42 protein-coding genes are annotated in these 24,546 nt (G+C 52.1%); 2 read left to right on the top strand and 40 right to left on the bottom strand.

The window, feature by feature from the left end; genetic code table 11:
- Positions 1–30: 30 nt before the first annotated feature.
- The 25 genes from rpsK to rpsJ all read right to left on the bottom strand — a co-directional run bounded on the left by rpsK (position 31) and on the right by rpsJ (position 11,592).
- The gene (gene rpsK, locus ACWPW2_RS16610; RefSeq protein WP_002919257.1) at positions 31–420 is read right to left on the bottom strand and encodes a 30S ribosomal protein S11; all 390 of its coding nucleotides are present in this window, start codon (positions 418–420) and stop codon (positions 31–33) included.
- A gap of 16 nt (positions 421–436) precedes the next feature.
- Entirely contained in the window at positions 437–793 is a 357-nt protein-coding gene (gene rpsM / locus ACWPW2_RS16605; protein ID WP_023479435.1) for a 30S ribosomal protein S13, read from the bottom strand.
- Between the two features lie 146 nt (positions 794–939).
- Complete coding sequence (gene rpmJ / locus ACWPW2_RS16600) at positions 940–1,056, bottom strand: 50S ribosomal protein L36 (protein WP_000868187.1); 117 nt, start codon at positions 1,054–1,056, stop codon at positions 940–942.
- A gap of 30 nt (positions 1,057–1,086) precedes the next feature.
- Positions 1,087–2,418: a preprotein translocase subunit SecY gene (gene secY, locus ACWPW2_RS16595; RefSeq protein ID WP_007369823.1), complete on the bottom strand. Its 1,332-nt coding sequence runs from the start codon at positions 2,416–2,418 to the stop codon at positions 1,087–1,089.
- A 7-nt stretch (positions 2,419–2,425) separates the two neighbouring features.
- Positions 2,426–2,860 (bottom strand): 50S ribosomal protein L15, encoded by a 435-nt coding sequence (rplO, locus tag ACWPW2_RS16590; RefSeq protein WP_023479414.1) that lies wholly within the window; start codon positions 2,858–2,860, stop codon positions 2,426–2,428.
- 3 nt (positions 2,861–2,863) lie between these two features.
- On the bottom strand, positions 2,864–3,043 hold the full coding sequence (gene rpmD, locus ACWPW2_RS16585; protein ID WP_001140434.1) for a 50S ribosomal protein L30: 180 nt from the start codon (positions 3,041–3,043) through the stop codon (positions 2,864–2,866).
- A 6-nt stretch (positions 3,044–3,049) separates the two neighbouring features.
- Positions 3,050–3,550 (bottom strand): 30S ribosomal protein S5, encoded by a 501-nt coding sequence (rpsE, locus tag ACWPW2_RS16580; protein ID WP_007369821.1) that lies wholly within the window; start codon positions 3,548–3,550, stop codon positions 3,050–3,052.
- 14 nt (positions 3,551–3,564) lie between these two features.
- Positions 3,565–3,918, bottom strand: a complete 354-nt coding sequence (gene rplR, locus ACWPW2_RS16575) for a 50S ribosomal protein L18 (protein ID WP_017460073.1) — start codon at positions 3,916–3,918, stop codon at positions 3,565–3,567.
- A gap of 9 nt (positions 3,919–3,927) precedes the next feature.
- Positions 3,928–4,461, bottom strand: a complete 534-nt coding sequence (rplF, locus tag ACWPW2_RS16570) for a 50S ribosomal protein L6 (RefSeq protein WP_023479418.1) — start codon at positions 4,459–4,461, stop codon at positions 3,928–3,930.
- 12 nt (positions 4,462–4,473) lie between these two features.
- On the bottom strand, positions 4,474–4,866 hold the full coding sequence (rpsH, locus tag ACWPW2_RS16565; protein WP_023479407.1) for a 30S ribosomal protein S8: 393 nt from the start codon (positions 4,864–4,866) through the stop codon (positions 4,474–4,476).
- Positions 4,867–4,899: 33 nt separating this feature from the next.
- Positions 4,900–5,205, bottom strand: coding sequence for a 30S ribosomal protein S14 (gene rpsN, locus ACWPW2_RS16560; protein ID WP_007369817.1), 306 nt, complete (start codon positions 5,203–5,205; stop codon positions 4,900–4,902).
- A 14-nt stretch (positions 5,206–5,219) separates the two neighbouring features.
- Positions 5,220–5,759, bottom strand: a complete 540-nt coding sequence (gene rplE, locus ACWPW2_RS16555; RefSeq protein ID WP_023479410.1) for a 50S ribosomal protein L5 — start codon at positions 5,757–5,759, stop codon at positions 5,220–5,222.
- A gap of 14 nt (positions 5,760–5,773) precedes the next feature.
- Positions 5,774–6,088, bottom strand: a complete 315-nt coding sequence (gene rplX, locus ACWPW2_RS16550; RefSeq protein WP_016538464.1) for a 50S ribosomal protein L24 — start codon at positions 6,086–6,088, stop codon at positions 5,774–5,776.
- Between the two features lie 10 nt (positions 6,089–6,098).
- Positions 6,099–6,470 carry a 50S ribosomal protein L14 gene (gene rplN, locus ACWPW2_RS16545; protein ID WP_023479426.1) on the bottom strand — a complete coding sequence of 124 codons (372 nt, stop codon included), beginning with the start codon at positions 6,468–6,470 and terminating at the stop codon, positions 6,099–6,101.
- Between the two features lie 165 nt (positions 6,471–6,635).
- Entirely contained in the window at positions 6,636–6,890 is a 255-nt protein-coding gene (gene rpsQ, locus ACWPW2_RS16540) for a 30S ribosomal protein S17 (protein ID WP_017460070.1), read from the bottom strand.
- Positions 6,890–7,081: a 50S ribosomal protein L29 gene (rpmC, locus tag ACWPW2_RS16535; protein WP_004388609.1), complete on the bottom strand. Its 192-nt coding sequence runs from the start codon at positions 7,079–7,081 to the stop codon at positions 6,890–6,892. Before rpmC ends, rpsQ begins: the two co-directional genes overlap by 1 nt.
- The gene (gene rplP, locus ACWPW2_RS16530) at positions 7,081–7,491 is read right to left on the bottom strand and encodes a 50S ribosomal protein L16 (RefSeq protein WP_007369814.1); all 411 of its coding nucleotides are present in this window, start codon (positions 7,489–7,491) and stop codon (positions 7,081–7,083) included. Before rplP ends, rpmC begins: the two co-directional genes overlap by 1 nt.
- A gap of 12 nt (positions 7,492–7,503) precedes the next feature.
- Positions 7,504–8,205: a 30S ribosomal protein S3 gene (rpsC, locus tag ACWPW2_RS16525; protein WP_000529945.1), complete on the bottom strand. Its 702-nt coding sequence runs from the start codon at positions 8,203–8,205 to the stop codon at positions 7,504–7,506.
- A 17-nt stretch (positions 8,206–8,222) separates the two neighbouring features.
- On the bottom strand, positions 8,223–8,555 hold the full coding sequence (rplV, locus tag ACWPW2_RS16520) for a 50S ribosomal protein L22 (RefSeq protein ID WP_002919773.1): 333 nt from the start codon (positions 8,553–8,555) through the stop codon (positions 8,223–8,225).
- Between the two features lie 14 nt (positions 8,556–8,569).
- Positions 8,570–8,848, bottom strand: a complete 279-nt coding sequence (gene rpsS, locus ACWPW2_RS16515; protein WP_001138115.1) for a 30S ribosomal protein S19 — start codon at positions 8,846–8,848, stop codon at positions 8,570–8,572.
- 16 nt (positions 8,849–8,864) lie between these two features.
- Positions 8,865–9,686: a 50S ribosomal protein L2 gene (rplB, locus tag ACWPW2_RS16510; protein ID WP_000301859.1), complete on the bottom strand. Its 822-nt coding sequence runs from the start codon at positions 9,684–9,686 to the stop codon at positions 8,865–8,867.
- 17 nt (positions 9,687–9,703) lie between these two features.
- The gene (gene rplW / locus ACWPW2_RS16505; RefSeq protein ID WP_000617546.1) at positions 9,704–10,006 is read right to left on the bottom strand and encodes a 50S ribosomal protein L23; all 303 of its coding nucleotides are present in this window, start codon (positions 10,004–10,006) and stop codon (positions 9,704–9,706) included.
- A complete protein-coding gene (gene rplD, locus ACWPW2_RS16500) occupies positions 10,003–10,608 on the bottom strand; it encodes a 50S ribosomal protein L4 (protein ID WP_023479434.1) in 606 nt (201 codons plus the stop codon). Before rplD ends, rplW begins: the two co-directional genes overlap by 4 nt.
- A gap of 10 nt (positions 10,609–10,618) precedes the next feature.
- On the bottom strand, positions 10,619–11,248 hold the full coding sequence (gene rplC / locus ACWPW2_RS16495) for a 50S ribosomal protein L3 (RefSeq protein WP_023479430.1): 630 nt from the start codon (positions 11,246–11,248) through the stop codon (positions 10,619–10,621).
- Between the two features lie 32 nt (positions 11,249–11,280).
- Positions 11,281–11,592, bottom strand: a complete 312-nt coding sequence (rpsJ, locus tag ACWPW2_RS16490; protein WP_001181005.1) for a 30S ribosomal protein S10 — start codon at positions 11,590–11,592, stop codon at positions 11,281–11,283.
- A gap of 377 nt (positions 11,593–11,969) precedes the next feature.
- Between rpsJ and ACWPW2_RS16485 the strand changes: the two genes are divergently transcribed.
- Complete coding sequence (locus ACWPW2_RS16485) at positions 11,970–12,425, top strand: prepilin peptidase (protein ID WP_454124206.1); 456 nt, start codon at positions 11,970–11,972, stop codon at positions 12,423–12,425.
- Here ACWPW2_RS16485 and bfr read toward each other — a convergent pair.
- The 11 genes from bfr to fkpA form a co-directional block, all read right to left on the bottom strand.
- Positions 12,422–12,898 (bottom strand): bacterioferritin, encoded by a 477-nt coding sequence (bfr, locus tag ACWPW2_RS16480; RefSeq protein ID WP_034812713.1) that lies wholly within the window; start codon positions 12,896–12,898, stop codon positions 12,422–12,424. The genes ACWPW2_RS16485 and bfr overlap by 4 nt on opposite strands.
- Before the next feature lie 72 nt (positions 12,899–12,970).
- Positions 12,971–13,165 carry a bacterioferritin-associated ferredoxin gene (gene bfd, locus ACWPW2_RS16475; protein WP_034812717.1) on the bottom strand — a complete coding sequence of 65 codons (195 nt, stop codon included), beginning with the start codon at positions 13,163–13,165 and terminating at the stop codon, positions 12,971–12,973.
- Positions 13,166–13,341: 176 nt separating this feature from the next.
- Positions 13,342–14,526: an elongation factor Tu gene (gene tuf, locus ACWPW2_RS16470; protein ID WP_076768836.1), complete on the bottom strand. Its 1,185-nt coding sequence runs from the start codon at positions 14,524–14,526 to the stop codon at positions 13,342–13,344.
- Between the two features lie 70 nt (positions 14,527–14,596).
- The gene (fusA, locus tag ACWPW2_RS16465; protein ID WP_023481958.1) at positions 14,597–16,711 is read right to left on the bottom strand and encodes an elongation factor G; all 2,115 of its coding nucleotides are present in this window, start codon (positions 16,709–16,711) and stop codon (positions 14,597–14,599) included.
- A gap of 100 nt (positions 16,712–16,811) precedes the next feature.
- The gene (rpsG, locus tag ACWPW2_RS16460) at positions 16,812–17,282 is read right to left on the bottom strand and encodes a 30S ribosomal protein S7 (RefSeq protein WP_007369802.1); all 471 of its coding nucleotides are present in this window, start codon (positions 17,280–17,282) and stop codon (positions 16,812–16,814) included.
- Between the two features lie 96 nt (positions 17,283–17,378).
- A complete protein-coding gene (rpsL, locus tag ACWPW2_RS16455) occupies positions 17,379–17,753 on the bottom strand; it encodes a 30S ribosomal protein S12 (protein ID WP_023482011.1) in 375 nt (124 codons plus the stop codon).
- 125 nt (positions 17,754–17,878) lie between these two features.
- A complete protein-coding gene (tusB, locus tag ACWPW2_RS16450) occupies positions 17,879–18,166 on the bottom strand; it encodes a sulfurtransferase complex subunit TusB (RefSeq protein WP_454124202.1) in 288 nt (95 codons plus the stop codon).
- 7 nt (positions 18,167–18,173) lie between these two features.
- On the bottom strand, positions 18,174–18,533 hold the full coding sequence (gene tusC, locus ACWPW2_RS16445) for a sulfurtransferase complex subunit TusC (protein ID WP_454124200.1): 360 nt from the start codon (positions 18,531–18,533) through the stop codon (positions 18,174–18,176).
- A complete protein-coding gene (tusD, locus tag ACWPW2_RS16440; protein ID WP_076769407.1) occupies positions 18,533–18,919 on the bottom strand; it encodes a sulfurtransferase complex subunit TusD in 387 nt (128 codons plus the stop codon). The genes tusC and tusD overlap by 1 nt, the downstream gene beginning before the upstream one ends.
- Positions 18,919–19,641 (bottom strand): helix-turn-helix transcriptional regulator, encoded by a 723-nt coding sequence (locus tag ACWPW2_RS16435; RefSeq protein WP_023482043.1) that lies wholly within the window; start codon positions 19,639–19,641, stop codon positions 18,919–18,921. Before ACWPW2_RS16435 ends, tusD begins: the two co-directional genes overlap by 1 nt.
- A 159-nt stretch (positions 19,642–19,800) precedes the next feature.
- Entirely contained in the window at positions 19,801–20,649 is an 849-nt protein-coding gene (gene fkpA / locus ACWPW2_RS16430; protein WP_023482031.1) for an FKBP-type peptidyl-prolyl cis-trans isomerase, read from the bottom strand.
- A gap of 229 nt (positions 20,650–20,878) precedes the next feature.
- On the opposite strand from fkpA, the gene ACWPW2_RS16425 reads away from it, so the two are divergent.
- Positions 20,879–21,097 carry a protein SlyX gene (locus ACWPW2_RS16425; RefSeq protein WP_023482131.1) on the top strand — a complete coding sequence of 73 codons (219 nt, stop codon included), beginning with the start codon at positions 20,879–20,881 and terminating at the stop codon, positions 21,095–21,097.
- Positions 21,098–21,207: 110 nt separating this feature from the next.
- On the opposite strand, the gene slyD is transcribed toward ACWPW2_RS16425, so the two are convergent.
- The 4 genes from slyD to kefG all read right to left on the bottom strand — a co-directional run bounded on the left by slyD (position 21,208) and on the right by kefG (position 24,463).
- Positions 21,208–21,801, bottom strand: coding sequence for a peptidylprolyl isomerase (gene slyD / locus ACWPW2_RS16420; RefSeq protein WP_023482004.1), 594 nt, complete (start codon positions 21,799–21,801; stop codon positions 21,208–21,210).
- A 94-nt stretch (positions 21,802–21,895) separates the two neighbouring features.
- Positions 21,896–22,096 (bottom strand): YheV family putative zinc ribbon protein, encoded by a 201-nt coding sequence (locus ACWPW2_RS16415; protein WP_023482007.1) that lies wholly within the window; start codon positions 22,094–22,096, stop codon positions 21,896–21,898.
- 10 nt (positions 22,097–22,106) lie between these two features.
- The gene (gene kefB / locus ACWPW2_RS16410; protein WP_023482115.1) at positions 22,107–23,912 is read right to left on the bottom strand and encodes a glutathione-regulated potassium-efflux system protein KefB; all 1,806 of its coding nucleotides are present in this window, start codon (positions 23,910–23,912) and stop codon (positions 22,107–22,109) included.
- Positions 23,912–24,463 carry a glutathione-regulated potassium-efflux system ancillary protein KefG gene (kefG, locus tag ACWPW2_RS16405; protein WP_454124195.1) on the bottom strand — a complete coding sequence of 184 codons (552 nt, stop codon included), beginning with the start codon at positions 24,461–24,463 and terminating at the stop codon, positions 23,912–23,914. Before kefG ends, kefB begins: the two co-directional genes overlap by 1 nt.
- Between the last annotated feature and the right edge of the window lie 83 nt (positions 24,464–24,546).

The following is a 24,546-nucleotide window of genomic DNA, read 5'->3' as shown; positions in this document are numbered from 1 at the left end:
TCTTTCTCCAACAATCCTAGAAAACGAGCGTTATACGCGACGTTTTTTCGGCGGACGACAACCGTTGTGAGGGATCGGAGTCACATCAGTAATATTAGTGATGCGGAAACCAGCGGCGTTCAGAGCACGAATAGTAGATTCGCGACCCGGACCCGGTCCCTTAACCATAACTTCCAGATTCTTGATACCGTATTCTTTTACGGCTTCAGCGCAACGCTCTGCTGCAACCTGAGCTGCGAACGGAGTGGATTTGCGAGAACCACGGAAACCGGAACCACCGGCTGTTGCCCAACCCAGTGCGTTACCCTGACGATCAGTAATAGTAACGATGGTGTTGTTGAAAGAAGCATGGATATGAGCCACGCCGTCAGAGACTTGTTTTCTTACACGTTTACGTGCACGAATTGGTGCCTTTGCCATTATTCAATCACCCCGATTATTTCTTGATCGGTTTGCGCGGACCCTTACGGGTACGTGCGTTGGTCTTGGTACGCTGACCGCGAACCGGGAGACCACGACGATGACGCAAACCGCGGTAGCAACCAAGATCCATCAGGCGCTTGATGCTCATGCTAACTTCACGGCGCAGATCACCTTCAACGACAAATTTGGCAACTTCGTCACGCAGCGTGTCGATTTGTTCTTCAGACAGCTCACTGATCTTAACATTCTCAGCGATGCCCGCAGCAGCCAGAATGGCTTGAGAGCGGGTTTTGCCGACGCCATAGATCGAAGTTAATGCGATCACGGCATGTTTTTGATCAGGAATGTTAATGCCTGCTATACGGGCCACTATGCACTCCTATAATTTGATTTGCACGCCCCATGCTGAAAAGCCCGTTTTCAGGATACTCAAATGGAAACGTACAGACATACAAAAGATTGGCTGGCTAATCTAGCCAGCTCAACCCAACTTTGCAAGAAAAATATGCGAAATAATCAGCCTTGGCGCTGTTTATGCTTCGGCTCGGCACTGCAAATCACGCGGATGACGCCATCACGCTTAACGATTTTGCAGTTACGGCATAATTTCTTGACGGAAGCACGAACTTTCATTTTTACTCTCCGTAACTTCTCGAGCGACCTTTATCGACCGTAGCCTTTCAGGTTCGCCTTCTTCAATGCAGACTCATACTGACTGGACATCATCAGAGTTTGCACTTGAGCCATAAAGTCCATAATCACGACAACAACGATAAGCAGTGAGGTCCCACCGAAGTAGAACGGTACTTTCATCGCATCACGCATGAACTCCGGGATCAGGCAGATAAAAGTAATATAAAGCGCACCAACCAAAGTCAGGCGGGTCATTACTTTATCGATATACTTCGCCGTTTGTTCTCCCGGACGAATTCCTGGTACAAATGCACCGGACTTCTTCAGGTTATCCGCTGTTTCACGCGGGTTGAAAACCAACGCCGTGTAAAAGAAACAGAAGAAGATGATTGCAGACGCATAGAGTAACACATAAAGCGGTTGCCCAGGCTGCAAATACAGCGAAATTGTTGTCAGCCAGTTCCAACCAGTACCGCCCCCGAACCATGACGCGATGGTCGCCGGGAACAGAATAATACTGGAAGCGAAGATTGCCGGGATTACCCCCGCCATATTCACTTTCAGCGGTAAATGTGTGCTCTGAGCAGCATAGACACGACGACCTTGCTGACGCTTCGCGTAGTTCACCACAATGCGGCGTTGACCACGCTCAACGAAGACAACGAAGAACGTCACTGCGAATACTAATACTGCAACCAACAGCAACAGGAGGAAGTGCAGGTCGCCTTGACGCGCTTGCTCAATAGTATGGGCAATGGCTGGCGGTAAACCCGCCACGATGCCGGCGAAGATAATGATCGAGATACCGTTGCCGATACCACGTTCAGTAATCTGTTCGCCGAGCCACATCAGGAACATAGTCCCTGTGACCAGACTCACAACAGCGGTGAAGTAGAATGCAAAGCCTGGATTCATTACCAGGCCCTGCATACCAGGCATATTCGGTAAACCGGTAGCAATACCGATTGACTGAAATATTGCCAACACCAGAGTGCCGTAACGGGTGTACTGGCTAATCTTACGACGACCAGACTCCCCTTCTTTCTTCAACTCTGCCAGGGCCGGATGAACGACCGTCAGCAGCTGGATAATAATTGATGCCGAAATATACGGCATGATACCCAGTGCAAAGATAGAAGCACGGCTGAGAGCACCACCAGAAAACATGTTAAACATTTCAATGATGGTGCCACGCTGTTGCTCAAGCAGTTTGGCAAGTACAGCGGCATCAATACCAGGGATCGGAATAAAAGAGCCAATACGGAACACAATCAACGCACCGATAACAAACAGCAGTCTGCGTTTCAGTTCGCCAATTCCACCCTTGGCACTTTGAAAATCTAATCCCGGTTGCTTAGCCATCTGCTACTTATTCCTCAATTTTACCGCCAGCAGCTTCGATAGCAGCACGAGCGCCTTTAGTCACACGCAGGCCACGAACAGTTACCGGGCGAGATACTTCACCAGACAGGATCACTTTCGCGAACTCGATCTGGATGCCGATAATGTTAGCCGCTTTCAGCGTGTTCAGGTCTACTACGTCGCCTTCTACTTTAGCCAGATCGGACAGACGAACTTCTGCCGTGATCATTGCTTTACGTGAAGTGAAACCGAATTTCGGCAGACGACGGTACAGAGGCATCTGACCACCCTCGAAACCGCGACGTACGCCACCGCCAGAACGAGAGTTCTGACCTTTGTGACCACGACCACCGGTTTTACCGAGGCCAGAACCGATACCACGACCCAGGCGTTTACCCGCCTTTTTGGAGCCTTCGGCCGGAGACAGAGTATTTAAACGCATCTCTTACTCCTCAACTTTAACCATGAAGGAAACCGCGTTGACCATACCGCGAACCGCAGGAGTATCCTCGCGTTCTACAGTGTGGCCAATACGACGCAGACCCAGGCCAAGCAGCGTTGCCTTGTGTTTCGGCAGACGACCGATTGCACTGCGGGTTTGAGTGATTTTAATAGTCTTTGCCATGGTCAATTACCCCAGAATTTCTTCAACGGATTTACCACGCTTGGCAGCGACCATTTCTGGAGACTTCATATTTTCCAGGCCATCAATAGTTGCACGAACCACGTTAATCGGGTTGGTGGAACCATATGCTTTAGCCAGAACGTTATGAACTCCAGCGACTTCCAGAACGGCGCGCATTGCACCACCGGCGATGATACCGGTACCTTCGGAAGCCGGCTGCATGAAGACACGAGAACCCGTGTGAGTACCCTTAACCGGGTGCTGCAGGGTGCCGTGGTTCAGCGCGACGTTAATCATATTGCGACGGGCTTTTTCCATCGCTTTCTGGATCGCTGCTGGAACTTCACGCGCTTTACCGTAACCAAAACCAACGCGACCGTTACCATCGCCAACAACAGTCAGAGCTGTGAAGGAGAAAATACGACCACCTTTAACGGTTTTAGATACGCGGTTAACCGCGATCAGCTTTTCCTGCAGTTCGCCAGCCTGTTTTTCGATGTGAGCCATCTTACACCTCTACCTTAGAACTGAAGGCCAGCTTCACGAGCAGCATCTGCCAGTGCCTGGACGCGACCATGATATTGGAACCCGGAACGGTCAAAGGACACATCTTTAATGCCTTTTTCCAGAGCGCGTTCAGCAACAGCTTTACCTACAGCTGCAGCGGCGTCTTTGTTACCGGTGTACTTCAGTTGTTCAGAGATAGCTTTTTCTACAGTAGAAGCAGCTACCAGAACTTCAGAACCATTCGATGCGATTACCTGGGCGTAAATATGACGCGGGGTACGATGTACCACCAGGCGGGTCGCACCAAGCTCTTTGAGCTTGCGGCGTGCGCGGGTCGCACGACGGATACGAGCAGATTTCTTATCCATAGTGTTACCTTACTTCTTCTTAGCCTCTTTGGTACGCACGACTTCGTCGGCGTAACGAACACCCTTGCCTTTATAAGGCTCAGGACGACGGTAGGCGCGCAGATCAGCTGCAACCTGACCGATCACCTGCTTATCAGCGCCTTTCAGCACGATTTCAGTTTGAGTCGGACATTCAGCAGTGATACCCGCCGGCAGCTGATGGTCAACAGGATGTGAGAAACCCAGAGACAGGTTTACAACACTACCTTTAACCGCTGCACGATAACCTACACCAACCAGCTGCAGCTTCTTAGTGAAGCCTTCGGTAACACCGATAACCATTGAGTTCAGCAGGGCACGCGCGGTACCAGCCTGAGCCCAACCATCCACGTAACCATCACGCGGACCGAAGGTCAGGGCATTGTCTGCCTGGTTAACTTCAACAGCATCGTTCAGGGTACGAGTCAGCTCGCCGTTTTTACCTTTGATCGTGATAACCTGACCGTTGATTTTTACATCAACGCCGGCAGGAATGACGACCGGTGCTTTAGCAACACGAGACATTCTTTCCTCCGATTAGGCTACGTAGCAGATAATTTCGCCACCAAGACCAGCCTGGCGCGCTGCACGATCAGTCATAACACCTTTAGAGGTAGAAACAACTGCGATACCAAGACCACCCATAACTTTCGGCAGCTCATCTTTTCTTTTATAGATGCGCAGACCTGGACGGCTGATACGCTGAATGCTTTCTACCACAGCTTTTCCCTGGAAGTACTTAAGAGTCACTTCCAGTTCCGGCTTGGTGTCGCCTTCAATTTTGAAATCTTCAATAAAACCTTCTTCCTTCAGCACGTTGGCAATTGCCACTTTCAGCCTGGAGGAAGGCATGGTGACCGCAGCTTTGTTCGCGGTCTGACCGTTACGGATACGGGTCAGCATATCCGCGATCGGATCTTGCATGCTCATCTGTCTTTACTCCCGTGATTCAATTGGTGACAATTACCAGCTAGCCTTTTTCAGACCCGGGATTTCACCGCGCATTGCGGATTCACGGACCTTAATACGGCTCAACCCGAACTTCCGCAGGAAACCATGCGGACGACCAGTTTGGCGGCAGCGGTTACGCTGACGAGACGGGCTGGAATCACGCGGCAGACTCTGCAGCTTGAGAACAGCGTTCCAACGATCTTCGTCGGAAGCGTTCACATCAGAAATGATCGCTTTCAGTTCAGCGCGTTTCGCGAAGTATTTTTCAGCTAAAGCTACGCGTTTAACTTCGCGTGCTTTCATTGATTGCTTAGCCATGAAGTAACCCTACCTTACTTGCGGAACGGGAAGTCAAAGGCAGCCAGCAGAGCACGGCCTTCTTCGTCAGATTTCGCAGTAGTGGTAATGGTAATATCCAAACCACGCACGCGGTCGACTTTGTCATAGTCGATTTCTGGGAAGATGATCTGCTCACGGACACCCATGCTGTAGTTACCACGACCGTCGAAAGACTTAGCGGACAGGCCGCGGAAGTCACGGATACGAGGTACAGCAATAGTGATCAGGCGCTCAAAGAACTCCCACATGCGTTCGCCACGCAGAGTCACTTTACAGCCGATCGGATAGCCCTGACGGATTTTGAAGCCCGCAACTGATTTGCGCGCTTTGGTGATCAACGGTTTTTGACCGGAGATTGCTGCCAGGTCAGCTGCTGCGTTATCCAGCAGTTTCTTGTCAGCGATCGCTTCACCAACACCCATGTTCAGGGTGATCTTCTCGACCCGAGGGACTTGCATGACAGAATTGTAGCTAAACTCAGTCATGAGTTTGTTAACTACTTCGTCTTTGTAGTAATCATGCAGTTTCGCCATCGTACTACTCCAAATTACTTGATAGTTTCGCTGTTAGATTTAAAGAAACGGACTTTTTTGCCGTCTTCGAATCTAAAGCCTACACGGTCAGCCTTGCCGGTTGCCGCATTGAAGAGTGCAACGTTAGAAACCTGAATTGCAGCTTCTTTTTCAACGATGCCACCTGGTTGGTTCAGGGCCGGAACCGGCTTCTGATGTTTCTTAACCAGGTTGATACCTTCAACAATGATCTTGCCGGAAGACAGAACATTTTTTACTTTACCGCGTTTACCTTTATCTTTACCGGTTAACACGATAACTTCGTCATCACGACGGATTTTCGCTGCCATGACTCGCTCCTTAAAGTACTTCTGGTGCCAGAGAGATAATTTTCATGAACTTCTCAGAACGAAGTTCACGAGTTACCGGCCCAAAAATACGCGTACCGATAGGTTGCTCGCTGTTATTGTTTAAAATAACGCATGCATTACCATCGAAGCGAATGACAGAACCGTCCGGGCGACGAACACCCTTCTTGGTGCGCACCACTACCGCCTTCAGCACATCACCTTTTTTGACCTTACCACGCGGAATTGCTTCCTTGATGGTGATCTTGATGATGTCGCCTACGCCTGCGTAGCGACGGTGCGAGCCACCCAGAACCTTGATACACATTACGCGACGTGCACCGGAGTTGTCGGCGACGTTCAGCATAGTCTGTTCTTGGATCATTTTAGTGCTCCGCTAATGTCAACTACTACTGAAGACCCCAAAATCAGGGTCGATAAAAAGCCCCATATCGAGGGCGCGGCATTATAACACCGCTTCTGTGATATGGGTAGAAAAAATAAACGGCTCATTTCTGAGCCGTTTATTCGTTAGAGAACGCGTACTCTATTACAGAATCGCTTTCTCTACAACGCGAACCAGCGTCCAGGACTTAGTCTTGGACAGCGGACGGCATTCGCGGATTTCAACCACGTCGCCGGTACCGCATTCGTTGTTCTCGTCGTGTACGTGCAGTTTGGTCGTACGTTTGATGAATTTACCGTAGATCGGGTGTTTCACAAAACGTTCGATAGCTACAACAATGGATTTCTCCATTTTGTCGCTAACAACACGACCTTGCAGAGTACGGATTTTATCGGTCATTACGCACCCGCCTTCTCAGTCAGTAAAGTCTTAACGCGTGCGACATCACGACGCACTTGCTTCAACAGGTGAGTCTGTTGCAGCTGGCCACTCGCAGCCTGCATACGCAGGTTGAACTGCTCGCGCAGCAGGTTAAGCAGCTCGGTGTTCAGCTCTTCAACGCTCTTTTCACGCAGCTCTTTTGCTTTCATTACATCACCGTCTTAGTTACAAAGGTGGTTTTAATCGGCAGTTTTGCTGCTGCCAGCTCGAAGGCTTCACGGGCCAGCTCTTCCGGAACACCGTCCATTTCGTACAGGACTTTACCCGGCTGAATCAAGGCAACCCAATACTCCACGTTACCTTTACCTTTACCCATACGAACTTCCAGCGGCTTCTCGGTGATCGGCTTGTCCGGGAATACACGGATCCAGATCTTACCCTGACGCTTAACAGCACGAGTCATAGCACGACGTGCTGCTTCGATTTGACGAGCGGTCAGACGACCACGGCCAACAGCTTTCAGACCGTAAGTGCCGAAGCTCACATCCGTGCCCTGCGCGAGACCACGGTTGCGGCCTTTGTGCACTTTACGGAATTTTGTACGCTTTGGTTGTAACATCAGCGACGCTCCTTATTTACGGCCTTTACGCTGCTGCTTTTTAGGTTGAGCAGCCGGTTTTTCCGGTTGTTCAACTGCAGCCATACCACCAAGGATCTCACCTTTGAAGATCCACACTTTAACGCCGATTACACCGTAAGTGGTGTGCGCTTCGGAGGTGTTGTAGTCAATGTCAGCGCGCAGTGTGTGCAGCGGAACGCGACCTTCACGGTACCATTCGGTACGTGCGATCTCAGCGCCACCCAGACGGCCACTAACTTCAACTTTGATACCTTTAGCGCCCAGACGCATGGCGTTCTGTACAGCACGCTTCATAGCACGACGGAACATAACACGACGTTCCAGCTGAGAAGTGATGCTGTCAGCAACCAGTTTTGCGTCCAGTTCAGGCTTACGAACTTCGGCGATATTGATCTGAGCAGGAACGCCAGCGATATCCGCTACGACCTTGCGCAGTTTCTCAACGTCTTCACCTTTCTTACCGATAACGATACCCGGGCGAGCAGTGTGAATAGTCACACGGATGCTTTTAGCCGGACGCTCGATAACGATACGAGATACAGACGCTTTAGCCAGTTCCTTAGTCAGGTACTGACGTACTTTAAAATCGCTGTCCAGGTTGTCAGCGAATTCTTTGGTGTTCGCAAACCAGGTAGAGTTCCATGGTTTTACAATACCCAGGCGAATACCATTAGGATGTACTTTCTGACCCATTGCTAGTCTCCAGAGTCTCAGCGATCGGACACAACCACAGTGATGTGGCTGGTGCGCTTCAGGATGCGATCTGCACGACCTTTTGCACGCGGCATAATGCGCTTCATGCTCGGGCCTTCGTCTACGAAAATTTTCGCAACTTTCAGATCGTCAATGTCAGCGCCATCGTTGTGTTCAGCGTTAGCAATGGCAGATTCCAGAACCTTCTTGACCAGTACAGCCGCTTTCTTGTTGGTGTAGGTCAGAATATCCAGAGCCTGCGACACTTTCTTACCGCGAATCAGGTCAGCAACAAGGCGAACCTTCTGAGCAGAAGAACGAGCATGGCGATGTTGAGCTAAAGTTTCCATCTCTTCCTCCTACCTTATTTCTTCTTCGCTTTTTTATCAGCAGCGTGGCCGCGATAAGTACGAGTCGGTGCGAATTCACCCAGTTTGTGACCGACCATTTCGTCGGAAACAAATACCGGAACGTGCTGACGACCATTATGGACAGCGATGGTCAAACCGATCATGTTAGGAAAGATCGTTGAACGACGGGACCAAGTGCGCAGGGGCTTCTTGTCTCCGCTTTCCACCGCTTTCTCTACCTTCTTCAGCAAGTGCAGGTCAATAAAAGGACCTTTCTTGAGAGAACGTGGCATGGCTTATCCTCTAAAATTATTTGCTACGGCGACGTACGATGAATTTATCAGTACGCTTGTTGCTGCGGGTCTTCTTACCTTTGGTCTGAACGCCCCACGGAGTTACCGGGTGCTTACCAAAGTTACGACCTTCACCACCACCGTGTGGGTGGTCGACCGGGTTCATCGCAGTACCGCGAACGGTAGGACGAACACCACGCCAGCGTGCAGCACCTGCTTTACCCAGAACGCGCAGCATATGCTCAGCATTGCCAACTTCGCCCAGAGTCGCGCGGCAGTCTGCTTCTACTTTACGCATTTCACCAGAGCGCAGACGCAGGGTGACATAAGCACCATCGCGAGCAACGATCTGAACGTAAGTACCAGCGGAACGTGCCAGCTGACCGCCTTTACCTGGTTTCATTTCTACGTTATGAACGGTAGAACCAACCGGGATATTGCGCATCGGCAGGGTGTTGCCTGCTTTGATTGCAGCATCAACGCCAGACTGAATCTGGTCGCCAGCTTTCAGGCCTTTCGGGGCCAGGATGTAACGGCGCTCACCGTCTTTGTACAGAACCAGCGCGATGTTCGCGGAACGGTTCGGATCGTACTCAAGACGTTCAACAACTGCCGGGATACCATCTTTGTTGCGTTTAAAGTCAACAATACGGTAAGCCTGCTTGTGGCCACCACCGATATGACGAGTGGTGATACGGCCATTGTTGTTACGACCACCGGATTTGCTGTTTTTTTCCAGCAACGGAGCAAAAGGTTTGCCCTTGTGCAGCTCAGGGTTAACCACTTTAACTACGTGGCGACGACCCGGAGATGTCGGTTTACATTTAACAACTGCCATTGTATTACTCCTCCGACTTACTCAGCGCCGCCAACGAAGTCCAGATTCTGGCCTTCTTTAAGGGTGACGTAAGCTTTTTTCCAGTCGCTACGACGACCGATACGCTGTCCGTGACGTTTAACTTTCCCTTTAACTACCAGGGTGTTAACGACTTCGACTTCGACTTCAAACAGTTTCTGCACAGCAGCTTTGATTTCTGCTTTGGTCGCGTCTTTTGCAACTTTGAGAACGATGGTATTGGTTTTTTCCATCGCAGTAGACGCTTTTTCAGAAACGTGCGGTGCGCGCAGCACCTTCAGCAGACGTTCTTCACGAATCATGCCAGCATCTCCTCAACTTGCTTAACAGCATCAGCAGTCATTACGACTTTGTCGAAGGCGATCAGGCTAACCGGGTCGATACCAGTCGCATCGCGTACGTCAACCTTGTGCAGGTTACGTGCGGCCAGGAACAGGTTCTCGTCCAGCTCACCGGTGATGATCAGCACATCTTCCAGAGCCATGTCTTTCAGTTTCTGAGCAAGCAGCTTGGTTTTCGGCGCTTCCAGAGAGAACTGCTCGACAACGATCAGACGATCCTGACGTACCAGTTCGGACAGGATGCTTTTCAGCGCGCCGCGGTACATCTTTTTGTTAACTTTTTGACTGTGGTCCTGCGGACGTGCAGCGAAGGTCACGCCACCAGAACGCCAGATCGGGCTCTTAACAGAACCTGAACGCGCACGGCCGGTGCCTTTCTGGCGCCACGGTTTTTTACCGGAACCAGTTACTTCAGCACGGGTCTTCTGAGCACGAGTACCCTGACGAGCACCAGCTGCATAAGCAACAACAACCTGGTGTACCAGCGCTTCGTTGAAGTCACGACCGAAGGTAGTTTCGGAAACAGTCAGCGCGCTCTGCGCGTCTTTCAATACTAATTCCATTGCTATCTCCTCACGCCTTCACAGCTGGTTTAACGATCAGGTCGCTACCGGTTGCACCCGGGACAGCACCTTTAACCAGCAGCAGGTTGCGCTCAGCGTCAACACGTACTACGTCCAGGCTCTGAACGGTTACGCGCTCATTACCCAGCTGACCTGCCATTTTCTTGCCCTTGAACACTTTGCCCGGAGTCTGGTTCTGACCGATAGAACCCGGAACGCGGTGGGACAGGGAGTTACCGTGAGTAGCGTCCTGGGTACGGAAGTTCCAGCGCTTAACGGTACCTGCGAAACCTTTACCTTTAGAGGTGCCAGTTACGTCAACTTTTTTAACTTCAGCAAACAGCTCAACGCTAATGTCCTGACCTACGGAGAACTCTTCACCGTCAGCCAGACGGAATTCCCACAGACCACGGCCAGCTTCTACGCCAGCTTTAGCGAAGTGACCTGCTTCCGGCTTGGTTACGCGGTTAGCTTTTTTAGCACCGGTGGTAACCTGGATAGCGCGGTAGCCGTCGTTAGCCAGATCTTTAACCTGAGTAACGCGGTTTGCTTCAACTTCGATTACGGTTACTGGGATAGAAACGCCATCTTCAGTGAAGATGCGGGTCATGCCCACTTTTTTACCGACTAAACCAATCATTGTTTCAACCTCTCAATCGCTCGATGACCTGATCAACCCAGGCTGATCTGCACGTCTACACCGGCAGCCAGATCCAGACGCATCAGAGCATCAACGGTTTTCTCGGTTGGCTCAACGATGTCAACCAGACGCTTATGAGTGCGGATTTCGTACTGATCGCGCGCATCTTTGTTGACGTGCGGAGAGATCAGAACGGTAAAGCGCTCTTTGCGGGTCGGCAGCGGGATCGGACCACGTACTTGCGCACCAGTGCGCTTCGCAGTTTCGACGATTTCGGCGGTTGATTGATCGATCAGACGATGATCAAACGCTTTCAAGCGGATACGGATTCTTTGGTTCTGCATGAGACCAGAGCTCCAATTATTTATAGACGAAAATAATTACTCCTCACACCCATTACGATTGATGGGGGAGTGTAATCGTTCTTACGTAGCCCCCCGATTGGGAGCATTGTTAGCGGCAAACTTCGTCGCTATGGCTCAGATCGAACCAGCCGTCAATTACGACAAGCCCGCGCATTATACGTAAATCTGGCGCGGACGCAAGTGCAGTTTAGAAATTAAACAACGATGCGTGCCGGCTCGCAAAGAGTATGGCGCCCTTTATGTCGCTCATAAAATGTCTGGAAAGCGGCCCGCACTCTGCTCACCCTCCCCTTTCCTTGTTTATGAGTATGAAGCACTCTTGGCAGCGGATTGCTAAAGCTTAAGGCAGGGACGCCATGTTTTTTCTCATTCTCTATATCGTATTAAATCTTCTGCTCGTCAGGTGTGACCTGCGCTCGGGGCTGCTGCCGGATCGCTATACCTGCCCTCTACTCTGGACGGGCTTACTCTGGCAATATCTGTCACATACTGAATTTCTGGCGGATGCCGTCTTAGGGGCAATGGCGGGTTATATCAGTTTTGCCGCTATTTACTGGGGATATCGATTATTACGGGGCCATGAAGGATTGGGCTATGGCGATGTGAAGTATCTTGCCGCGCTCGGCGCGTGGCACGGCTGGCCGGTTCTTCCTGCTCTTGTATTTTATGCCGCGCTTTTTGCCTGCTGCGCAGCGGCTTTCACCCTTTGCCGCTGCCGTAAATTACAGGTAATAAAAAACCCGCTGCCGTTTGGACCTTTCCTCGCGGCAGCGGGTTTCGTGGTGGGTTACCCCACGCTAATAAGGTTTTAGCCTTCGACTTTAATCTGCGACTGAAGGTAATTCTGCATACCAAGTTTAGCGATCAGATCCAGCTCTGTTTCCAGCCAGTCAATGTGGTGCTCTTCGTCGGCAAGAATTTTGATCATCATATCGCGACTGACATAGTCATGGATGCTGTCAGCATAGGCGATTGCTTCACGCAGATCTCTCGCGCCTTCAAGCTCCAGACGCAGGTCTGATTGCAGCATCTCTTCAACGTCTTCGCCAATACCGAGTTTGCCCAGATCCTGCAAGTTCGGGATCCCTTCGAGAAACAGAATACGCTCGATATACAAATCGGCGTGTTTCATTTCATCGATGGATTCATGGTATTCAACGTCATTGAGGCGGGTCAGCCCCCAGTTCTTGAACATTCTCGCATGGAGAAAGTACTGATTGATTGCGACAAGCTCATTTCCCAATAATTTATTGAGATAATTTATGATTTTAACATCACCTTTCATTATGTAGTCCCTCCGCTTCCACTCATTGAAGCGTAGATGGGGCTACAGGGATGTCAAAAAAAAGATAGAGCCTCAGGCAATCTCTTTGTATTCCGGCATCTGGGTCAACTCATCCTGCATGATCTCACGAGCAGCACGAATGCATTTACCACACTGATTTCCTACCGGAACAAACTTGCGGAGCTGCTGGAATGATTGAGGGTGAAACTGGCGCACAGCCTGGCGAATTTTTTTATCACTTACACCGTTACACAAACAAACGTACATGGATCACTCCCGTTCACTTAATGCGCAAAGTGTAAATGAGAATGGTTATGATTACAACAGGACAACTATAAGGGGATTTGCAGAAAAGTGTGAACAGCTGTAATGGCAGGATGGCTAACTAGCAGCCAGCAAAAAGGGCACCGAAGTGCCCTCTTTTCAAATTCAAAGCTAACGAATTAGCTCAGAACTTTTGCTACAACGCCCGCGCCAACGGTACGGCCGCCTTCACGGATTGCGAAGCGCAGACCATCGTCCATCGCGATCGGGTGAATCAGGGTAACAACCATTTTGATGTTGTCGCCCGGCATTACCATCTCAACGCCTTCCGGCAGTTCGATGGTGCCAGTCACGTCAGTTGTACGGAAGTAGAACTGCGGACGGTAGCCTTTGAAGAACGGAGTATGACGGCCGCCTTCATCTTTGGACAGGATGTACACTTCAGATTCGAATTTGGTGTGCGGCTTGATGGAACCCGGCTTAGCCAGTACCTGACCACGTTCGATTTCTTCACGTTTGATACCACGCAGCAGAACACCAACGTTCTCACCAGCACGGCCTTCGTCCAGCAGTTTGCGGAACATTTCAACGCCGGTACAGGTAGATTTCGCGGTGTCTTTGATACCAACGATTTCAACTTCTTCACCAACTTTGATGATACCGCGCTCTACACGACCGGTAACAACGGTACCACGACCGGAGATGGAGAATACGTCTTCGATCGGCAGCAGGAACGGCTTGTCAATCGCGCGCTCTGGTTCCGGGATGTAGGAATCCAGGTAGCCAGCCAGCTCGATGATTTTCTCTTCCCACTCAGCTTCGCCTTCCAGCGCTTTCAGCGCGGAACCGCGAACGATCGGGGTGTCGTCGCCCGGGAAGTCGTACTGAGACAGCAGCTCACGCACTTCCATCTCAACCAGTTCCAGCAGCTCTTCGTCATCAACCATGTCACATTTGTTCAGGAACACGATGATGAACGGAACGCCTACCTGACGACCCAGCAGGATGTGCTCACGGGTCTGCGGCATCGGGCCGTCAGTCGCAGCAACAACCAGGATCGCGCCGTCCATCTGCGCAGCACCGGTGATCATGTTTTTAACATAGTCGGCGTGGCCCGGGCAGTCTACGTGCGCGTAGTGGCGAGTCGGGGTGTCATATTCAACGTGAGAGGTGTTGATGGTGATACCACGAGCTTTTTCTTCCGGCGCGTTATCGATCTGGTCGAATGCGCGAGCAGCACCGCCGTAGGTCTTAGCCAGTACGGTAGTGATTGCAGCGGTCAGAGTAGTTTTACCATGGTCAACGTGGCCGATTGTGCCGACGTTGACGTGCGGTTTTGTACGTTCAAATTTTTCTTTAGACACGGCTTTATTCCTTACTATAGTGCTCTCCCTCAATGGAGAGAGCACGGGACTTTGGTTTTAACCCTGCGGCTTATTTACCACGGGCTTCAATTACGGCCTGAGCAACGTTGTTCGGCGCATCATCATACTTCAGGAATTCCATGGTGTATGATGCACGACCTTTGGTCAGAGAACGCAGCTGAGTTGCATATCCGAACATTTCAGACAGCGGAACTTCAGCGTGGATCTTAACGCCAGTAACTTCAGATTCCTGACCGCGCAGCATGCCGCGACGACGGCTCAAGTCACCGATAACGTCACCGGTATTCTCTTCCGGAGTCTCTACTTCAACCTTCATGATCGGCTCAAGCAGAACTGGTTTCGCTTTCTTAAAGCCATCTTTAAAGGCAATAGACGCAGCCAGTTTAAACGCCAGTTCAGAGGAGTCAACGTCGTGGTAAGAACCGAAGTGCAGACGCACGCCCAGATCAACTACCGGGTAACCAGCCAGCGGACCAGACTTCAGCTGCTCCTGGATGCCTTTATCAACGGCCGGGATGTATTCGCCAGGAATTACACCACCTTTGATGTCGTTGATGAACTCGTAACCTTTCGGGTTAGAGCCCGGCTCCAGCGGGTACATGTCGATAACAACATGACCGTACTGACCGCGACCACCAGACTGCTTAGCGTGTTTACCTTCGATATCGGTAACTTTCGCGCGAATCGCTTCGCGGTAAGCAACCTGAGGTTTACCCACGTTAGCTTCAACGTTGAACTCACGCTTCATACGGTCAACGATGATGTCGAGGTGCAGTTCGCCCATACCAGCGATGATGGTCTGGTTAGATTCTTCGTCAGTCCATACGCGGAAAGACGGGTCTTCTTTAGCCAGACGGCCCAGAGCCAGACCCATTTTTTCCTGGTCAGCTTTGGTTTTCGGTTCTACAGCGATGGAGATTACCGGCTCCGGGAATTCCATACGCTCCAGAATGATCGGGTTGTCCGGATCACACAGGGTGTCACCGGTGATCACGTCTTTCAGACCGATCGCTGCAGCGATATCGCCCGCGCGAACTTCTTTGATCTCTTCACGTTTGTTAGCGTGCATCTGAACGATACGACCGAAACGCTCACGTGCAGATTTCACGGAGTTCAGTACGGTATCACCAGAGTTAACCACACCGGAGTAAACGCGGAAGAAGGTCAGGTTACCAACGAACGGGTCAGTTGCGATTTTGAACGCCAGTGCAGAGAACGGCTCTTCGTCGCTTGCGTGACGCTCAGCCGGAGTATCTTTACCATCGTCCAGCATACCGTTGATCGCAGGAACGTCAGTCGGGGACGGCAGGTAATCAATTACCGCATCCAGCATCGCCTGAACGCCTTTGTTCTTAAACGCAGAACCACAGGTTACCAGGATGATTTCGTTGTTCAGAACGCGCTGACGAAGAGCAGTTTTGATCTCTTCTTCAGTCAGGTCTTCACCACCCAGGTATTTCTCCATCAGCTCTTCTGAAGCTTCCGCCGCAGATTCGATCAGGTTCTGGTGCCATTCGTCAGCCAGGTCCTGCATCTCAGCCGGGATATCTTCGTAAACGAAGGTAACGCCCTGGTCAGCATCGTTCCAGTTGATCGCTTTCATTTTCACCAGGTCAACAACACCGGTGAAACCTTCTTCAGCGCCAATTGCCAGCTGCAGCGGAACCGGGTTCGCGCCCAGACGGGTTTTGATCTGATCAACAACTTTCAGGAAGTTAGCGCCCATGCGGTCCATTTTGTTAACGAACGCGATGCGCGGAACTTTATATTTGTTAGCCTGACGCCATACGGTTTCAGACTGTGGCTGAACACCACCAACGGCACAGTAAACCATTACCGCACCATCCAGTACACGCATGGAACGTTCTACTTCGATGGTGAAGTCAACGTGCCCCGGGGTGTCGATGATGTTTACGCGATGCGGTTCATACTGCTTCGCCATACCAGACCAGAATGCAGTAGTTGCTGCAGAGGTGATGGTGATACCACGCTCCTGCTCCTGCTCCATCCAGTCCATGGTTGCGGCGCCGTCGTGAACTTCACCGATTTTGTGGTTTACACCGGTGTAGAACAGAATACGTTCGGTAGTGGTGGTTTTACCGGCGTCGATGTGCGCACTGATACCAATGTTGCGGTAGCGTGCGATGGGTGTTGTACGAGCCATTTGATTCCTCGTTTGTGTCTTTTAGGCGTTCAGAATTAAGTTGCCAAACGGCGGGCGACTTACTTGAAGCGCCCGCCAGTTGACTAGAACTCCGAAGGGATTACCAACGGTAGTGTGCGAACGCCTTGTTGGCTTCGGCCATACGGTGAACGTCTTCACGTTTCTTAACTGCAGTACCTTTGTTGTCTGCAGCATCGGAAAGTTCGTTCGCCAGGCGCAGAGCCATGGATTTATCACCGCGTTTACGAGCAGCTTCAACGATCCAACGCATTGCCAGGGCATTACGACGAACCGGACGAACTTCAACCGGAACCTGATAAGTAGAACCACCAACGCGGCGGGACTTAACTTCGACAGTCGGGCGCACGTTTTCGAGAGCTACTTCGAAAGCTTCCAGTTCATTTTTACCAGAGCGCTGAGCCAGGGTCTCCAGCGCGCTGTATACGATTGCTTCTGCAGTAGATTTTTTACCGTCTACCATCAGGATATTTACAAATTTAGCCAGCAGTTCTGATCCGAACTTAGGATCCGGCAGAATTTTACGCTGACCAATAACACGACGACGTGGCATGGAAATACTCCGTTGTTAATTCAGGATTGTCCAAAACTCTAAGAGTTTAGTGTGACATTAAGTTAAAACAGTTTGGCCTTACTTAACGGAGAACCATTAAGCCTTAGGACGTTTCACGCCGTACTTGGAGCGAGATTGCTTACGGTCTTTAACACCAGAGCAGTCAAGCGCGCCACGAACGGTATGGTAACGAACACCCGGAAGGTCTTTAACACGACCGCCACGGATCAGGATCACGGAGTGCTCCTGCAGGTTGTGACCTTCACCACCGATGTAGGAAGTCACTTCGAAACCGTTGGTTAAACGAACACGGCAAACTTTACGCAGTGCGGAGTTCGGTTTTTTAGGAGTGGTGGTATATACACGGGTACATACGCCACGTTTTTGCGGGCATGCTTCCAGCGCCGGCACGTTGCTTTTTGCAACTTTGCGGGAGCGTGGTTTGCGTACCAGCTGGTTAACTGTTGCCATTAAATAGCTCCTGGTTTTAGCTTTTGCTTCGTAAACACGTAATAAAACGGCCTCATATAATATGAGGACGCAGAATTTTATGGCTGTGCTTAAAAGGTGTCAAGAAATATACAGCGATCCCTGCATTACCAATTCAGCTGAACGGCGTTTTTCACCGCCAGGCTAACGAAATCAGTATAGCTAACGCTGACGGTACTGCTCGAAATTTGAGCAGAGAGACCACGCGCGTCAACATCGTCTTTCAGTACATGCAGAGTTATGGGGGCATTAAGCAGTAATTCAACGAACGGTGAACCGTTAAGAGCAGCAAGCACCCCGTCCGAGAGCAGTAGCAGATCGTCACCGGGGCGCAGGACGCGCAGCAGCGCGGTCATATCGCACTGCCAGGGTGAGCGGGATAGAGTCAGCAGCATAAAGGCCTCAAAAATTGAGCACGACGGTGTACTGCTCGAGCTGCTCGCGCAGTGCGTCCGGCTCCAGACGCTGAGCAGGTATGACCAACGCAGCCTCCTCGCCCAGGCCTCGTTCACGCAGGGAAGCGGCGCAGAGCCAAACGTCTTCAATATCGTACAGCGGCAACACTTTAAAGGTCGCAATATAGTCGCGCGCCAGAATTTTGCCGGGCTGCTGATTAGCCAGCAGTTGCATCACACCGTCGCCGATAAAAAATAGGCCTATCTCTTCTGTTAACGCAGAGGCAGCCAGTACCGCGTCCAGCCCTTCGCGCCCGGCGGAGGAGCCGTGCGGGGCGGAGGAGAAAACAAAGGCGATTCGCTTCATCAGAACTGCACCACTCTGTCGCAGGTCAGCGCCGCTTCCGCCAGTGCGCCCAGACCGGTAAGTGAAAACCCCGCCTGCAGATTAGCGCCCGTTAATTCCAGCCGCGCGGCCTCACTCTCATCAACCACGCCACGGCGCAGCGCCGCCGCCACGCAGATGTGCAACTCAACCTGCTGCTCAGCATGCAAACGCTGCCAGGCGCGCACCAGATCAAACTCGTCGCTGGCGGGCGCAGTCAACGCATTCGCGTTACTCACCCCTTCCCGGTAGAAAAAGACGCTCACGAGCGTATGCCCCGCCTCCAGCAGCGCCAGCGCGAACTGATACGCGCTGCTTGCCTGCTGCGTGCCATAAGCAGGGCCGGTGACCATCAGCGCAAAACGCATTAATGACCTTGCCCCGAAAAATCGCCGCTTTTGAACTGGCGAATGTAGAGGTAGACCGTGTGCTTGGAGATATTCAGACGGTCAGCCACCTGGTTAATGGCGTCTTTGATATCAAAGATGCCCTTCTCGTAGAGGTTAAGGACGATCTGGCGATTTTTTGCGTTGTTAGAGACGTTGCGATCGGCGTTCACCTCTTCAATGGTGAACTCGAGGGTTTGCATCACCAGGTCTTCAACAGACGAGGCGAAGTTAACCGAAGAGCCAACATCCGGCGTTTCCGGCGGAACAAAGGTGCTCATGATCTGCGAGAAAGGAACATCCAGATTCATGTTGATACAGAGCAGGCCAATCACCCGGTGATCGCGGTTGCGGATTGCAATCGTCACCGACTTCATCAGCACGCCGCTTTTCGCGCGGGTGAAGTAGCACTTCGACACGCTACTGTCGGCACCGGTCATATCGTGCAGCATACGCAGCGCCAGATCGGTAATCGGCGAGCCGATTTTACGCCCGGTGTGCTCGCCGTTAGCGATGCGGATGGCAGAGCATTTGAGATCCTGTAAGGAGTGCAACACGATTTCGCAGTGCGAACCAATGAGCATCGCTAACCCGTCCACTACCGCTTCGTAGGATTTAAGGATATCGAAGTCGGTCTGATCGAAAGGACGTTGATCCAGGAGGTCAAGCTCACTGGTTTCGTTGGTTAATAGCGACCTGGACATGAAAAAAAACACTCCTTTTCAGGAGCCTGTCGTTAAGTTTTCAGGGCAGGCTCAGTATTTGCAGGGGGATATAAATTAATACATCGTAGGTTATGCTTTCCAGAATTATATCCCCGATGCAAAAAAAAACGCCGCTCTGAGGCGGCGCGTTTCACACTTTTACTTCTTCGCAGCGGGGGCGTCTTTCGCATCATCCGCTTTATCGCCTGCGGCTGGAGCCGCTTCAGGCGCTGCGGCGTCCGCTTTCGGTGCCGGTTTGATATCCAGCAGCTCAACGTCGAACACCAGGGTGGAGTTAGCCGGAATACCCGGTACGCCCGTTTTCCCGTAAGCCAGCGCCGGCGGGATCACCAGCTTGATTTTGCCGCCTTTCTTGATGTTTTTCAGGCCTTCGGTCCAGCCCGGGATTACGCCATCAAGACGGAAGGAGAGCGGTTCGCCACGGGTGTAAGAGTTGTCGAACTCTTTACCGTCAATCAGCGTACCTTTGTAGTTTACAACTACGGTGTCGCTGTCTTTCGGCGCATCGCCGGTACCCGCTTTCTCTACTTTGTAGAGCAGACCCGTGCTGGAGGTTTTCACGCCTTTCTCTTTCGCAAAAGCGTCACGGAAAGCTTTGCCTTTGGTTTCGTTTTCAGTCGCGTCTTTTTCCATGCGATCCTGAGCGGCAGTTTTCACACGCGTTTCAAACGCCTGCAGGGTCTGCTCGATCTCCTGGTCACTCAGCTTGCTCTTATCAGCAAAGGCGTCCTGAACACCGGCGATCAGCTGGTCTTTATCCAGTTTGATACCCAGCTTTTCCTGCTCTTTCAGGGAGTTTTCCATGTAACGGCCCAGGGACGCGCCCAGCGCGTAAGCTGATTTCTGGTCGTCGTTTTTGAATGCCGATTTGCTGTCAGTTGCAGCAGCAGTATCTTTAGTTGCGGCATCTGCAGCTAAGGTGAGCGGTGCATGAAGGGCTACAGCCATGGTGGTCGCCAGCAGCGTGACTTTAAACAGTGATTTCATCCATTTCTCCAGGGACCGGGGCATCTCGCCCCAGGGTTAAACATAAAGTAAGAAGCGTACTATAAAGTGTTGCGGCGGAAATCAACATAAGGACTCTGCCCGAATTCACCCTATCTGTGACTATTTTTGTTTAAATAAGTTTCTGCATGAAGGCTGTACCTTCGCGCAAAGTTAAGTAAAATCCGCCCGATTACCCCAATCGACCCGGATGTTACCCGGAGGTGAAATGATGCAAGAGTTATCGATAGAAGCGCGACTGGCTGAACTGGAGAGTCGACTGGCTTTTCAGGAGATGACCATTGAAGAGCTAAACCAGACGGTGGTGGCTCATGAGCTGGAAATGGCGAAGCTGCGCGAACATCTGCGTTTGCTGGTGGAGAAAGTGAAAGCCAGCCAGCCTTCACATCTGGCGTCCCCGTCGGAAGAGACACCCCCGCCCCATTATTAAGACGTAAAAAAAGCGGGTCTCCCCGCTTTTTGTGCCCGGTGGGCTAACGCTTACCGGGCTTCTCGATACCTTAGCCAACGCACCTGCGGTGCGAAAGACGACGGGTATGATTAGTGGCAGCCGCAACCGCCGTTACCGCAACCACCTTTCCCGCCGTGGTCGTGACCATGGTCGTGATCGTGGCCATGGCCGCCGCAGCAACCGTCGTGACCGTGGTCGTGGTCATGATCGTGACCGTGCGGGCCATGAACGTGGCCGTGTGCCAGCTCTTCTTCAGTTGCTTCGCGAATTGCGACAACTTCGACGTTGAACTTCAGGTTCTGACCCGCCAGCATGTGGTTACCATCAACCACTACGTGGTCATCTTCCACTTCGGTGATCTCAACCGGTACCGGACCCTGGTCAGTTTCAGCCAGGAAGCGCATACCAACCTGCAGTTCGTCAACGCCCATGAAGACGTCTTTCGGTACGCGCTGCACCAGGTTCTCGTCATACTGACCGTAAGCGTCATTCGCGCCAACAGCCACATCGAATTTGTCGCCGACTTCATGACCGTCCAGCGCGTTTTCCAGACCGGAGATCAGGGAGCCGTGACCGTGCAGGTAGTCCAGCGGTGCACTCACCGGAGACTCATCAACCAATACACCGTCTTCTGTACGTACCTGATAGGCCAGGCTGACCACCAGGTCTTTTGCTACTTTCATGATATCTCCTGAGCGTGGGAAAATTACTGGCGCAGATTGTAACGGAATTCTGCACCCGTGTACCCTTAAGCTTAAAAAATCCTGCCTGATATCGCTAGTCCGGATGAAAAATCCCGATAACTTGCTCATCTTTGCGAACATGATCGCGCGCTTCTTTATCCGCTTCGCGCATCTGATGCCCGCACTTAACACACTCAACAATATCGACGTTATTTTCGCGCCACATTGCCATTGAGTCTTTCGCCTGGCACGACGGACAGGTCGCGCCAGCGATAAAACGTTTACGAACAGCCATTCGACTCCCCTTATTCAAACTCATCCCAGCCGTCGAGCTGACGCCGCTCTTGCTGCATTTCACGCTGGAAAATCTCTTCCAGCTCGCGGCGCGCTTCACGTACGCGGGAAATTTGTACCGTATCGGTATGCACTGGCATCAACTCACGCAGCATGCGCATATCGAGCCGCCTGAAGTGCAGCTGTGCCCGCTGCGCCTGATGCGGATGCATGCCGAGCGAAATTAGCGCCTTACGCCCTAGCTCCAGCGCACTGGAGAAGGTTTCGCGCGAGAACTGCGTCACGCCCGCCTGCAACAGTTCATGCGCTTCGACACGTCCCCGCGCCCGCGCCAGAATCGCCAGATGGGGGAAGTGCTGCTGGCAAAGCTCCACCAGCTTCATGGTATCGACCGGATCGTTACAGGTAATGACGATCGATTGTGCGGCCTCCGCCCCTGCCGAACGCAACAGCTCCAGTTGCGTCGCATCACCGTAATAGACTTTGTAGCCATATTTACGCATCAGATTCACGGCGCTGATATCGCGCTCCAGCACGGTGATGCGCATTTCGTTAGCCATCAGCAGGCGGCCAATCACCTGTCCGAAGCGACCAAAGCCAACGACAATCACCTGCGGCTTATCATCATCAACCCACGGCGCTTCATCTTCATCCTCCGGCTTATTGAAACGCCGGGAGAGCAGCTTATCAATCACGCGCATCAGCAGCGGCGTGGTCATCATCGACAGCGTGACGGTCACCAGCAGCAGCGCCATCTGATCGTCTTTAAACAGCCGCTGCGATGAGGCGGTGGAAAAGAGCACAAAAGCGAACTCGCCGCCCTGGCTCAACACCCCGGCAAACTGCATCCGCTCTGAGCTACGCAAACCATAAATGCGCGCCAGCCCGTACAGCACCAGCGATTTTACAGCCACCAGCACCGCAACGCTCATCACCACCCACAATAGATGGGTATAGAGCACGCCGAGGTTCAGCGCCATGCCCACCGAAATAAAGAACAGCCCCAACAGCAGCCCTTTAAACGGCTCAATGGCAATCTCAAGCTCGTGGCGATATTCACTCTCTGCCAGCAGAATGCCAGCGATAAAGGTGCCGAGCGCCATCGACAGGCCGAGGGCATCCATAAACAGCGCCGACCCGAGCACCAGCAGCAAAGTCGCGGCAGTAAAGACCTCGCGCACGCCGGAAGCGGCGATAAAACGAAACACCGGGCGCAGCAGGTAACGCCCGCCAATCAGCATCCCGGCAAAGGCCAGCACCTTCATGCCCACCTTCATCCAGTCGAGATGATCGTCGCCATTGCCCGCCAGCAGCGGTACCAGCGCCAGCGCCGGGATCACCGCCAGATCCTGGAACAGCAGCACCGAAAAACCGAGTTGGCCGGACTCGCTGCGGTTCATCCCTTTGTCGCGCATCAGTTGCAGCGCCATCGCGGTGGATGACATCGCAAGACCAATACCGCCAATTAACGCCGCCTGCCAGGAGAATTGCGTCAGCATTAACAGTCCTGCGAGGATCGCCGCACTTAACAGCACCTGCGCTGCACCAACACCAAAAATTGAGCGACGCAGCTCCCATAATTTCGACGGGTTAAGTTCGAGCCCAATGATGAACATCAGGAACACCACGCCCAGCTCTGAGAAGTGGAGGATCTCATCAACATCGCTGATAAATCCGAGTCCCCATGGGCCGATGGCGATACCCGCTAACAGGTAACCAAGCACGGCACCTATCCCTAAACGCGCGGCCAGCGGCACGGCGACCACGGCCGCGAAGAGGAACAGGACGCCGGCCAGTAAGAGTGCAGAACCTTCCATTAACGGCCTCCCGGCGGCAGCGGCGAAGCCAGCCAGTCGCCGTAGGCTTTGGCGTGGTGCGCCAGCTCCTGCGGCGTCTGCCGACGTGCCCAGTAGATGATAATTGGGCTGAGCCAGTGCATGCGACACATCGCGGCGGTCAACTCAAAGGGACGTAAAACATCGTTGAGAGAGTAGCGGTTGAGACCATCATGACGATAAGCCGCCTCCGGCTCACCGGTGGTGATCACGCTACGCCAGTACTTTCCCGCCAGTGCATTCCCGCCTGCTCCGCTGGCAAAGCCGCGGCTCAACACACGATCAAGCCACTCTTTCAGCAGTGCCGGACAACTGTAGGTATAAAGGGGATGTTGAAAAACGATAACGTCATGCTCGCGCAATAACGCCTGTTCATAGGGAATATCAATAAAAAAATCGGGGTAACGGGCGTAAAGATCGTGCACCGTTACGTTCTCCAGTTGCGTGGCCGGCTTAAGCAAAACCCGGTTCGCCACCGAGTCCTGTGATTCCGGATGGGCATAGATCAGCAACACTTTTGCTGTCTGCGACATCACTCCCCTCCCGGGTCTAAATTCTCTCTTCTCTGCAAACCAGCGCCCTGCGGCGTGGCCAGAATGCTTTTGTCTATCGTCTT

The sequence above is a fragment of the Kosakonia sp. Marseille-Q7440 genome, from assembly GCF_965119485.1.
Note: the sequence above shows the minus strand (reverse complement) of the source record. Positions and strands in the feature narration are given on the sequence as shown.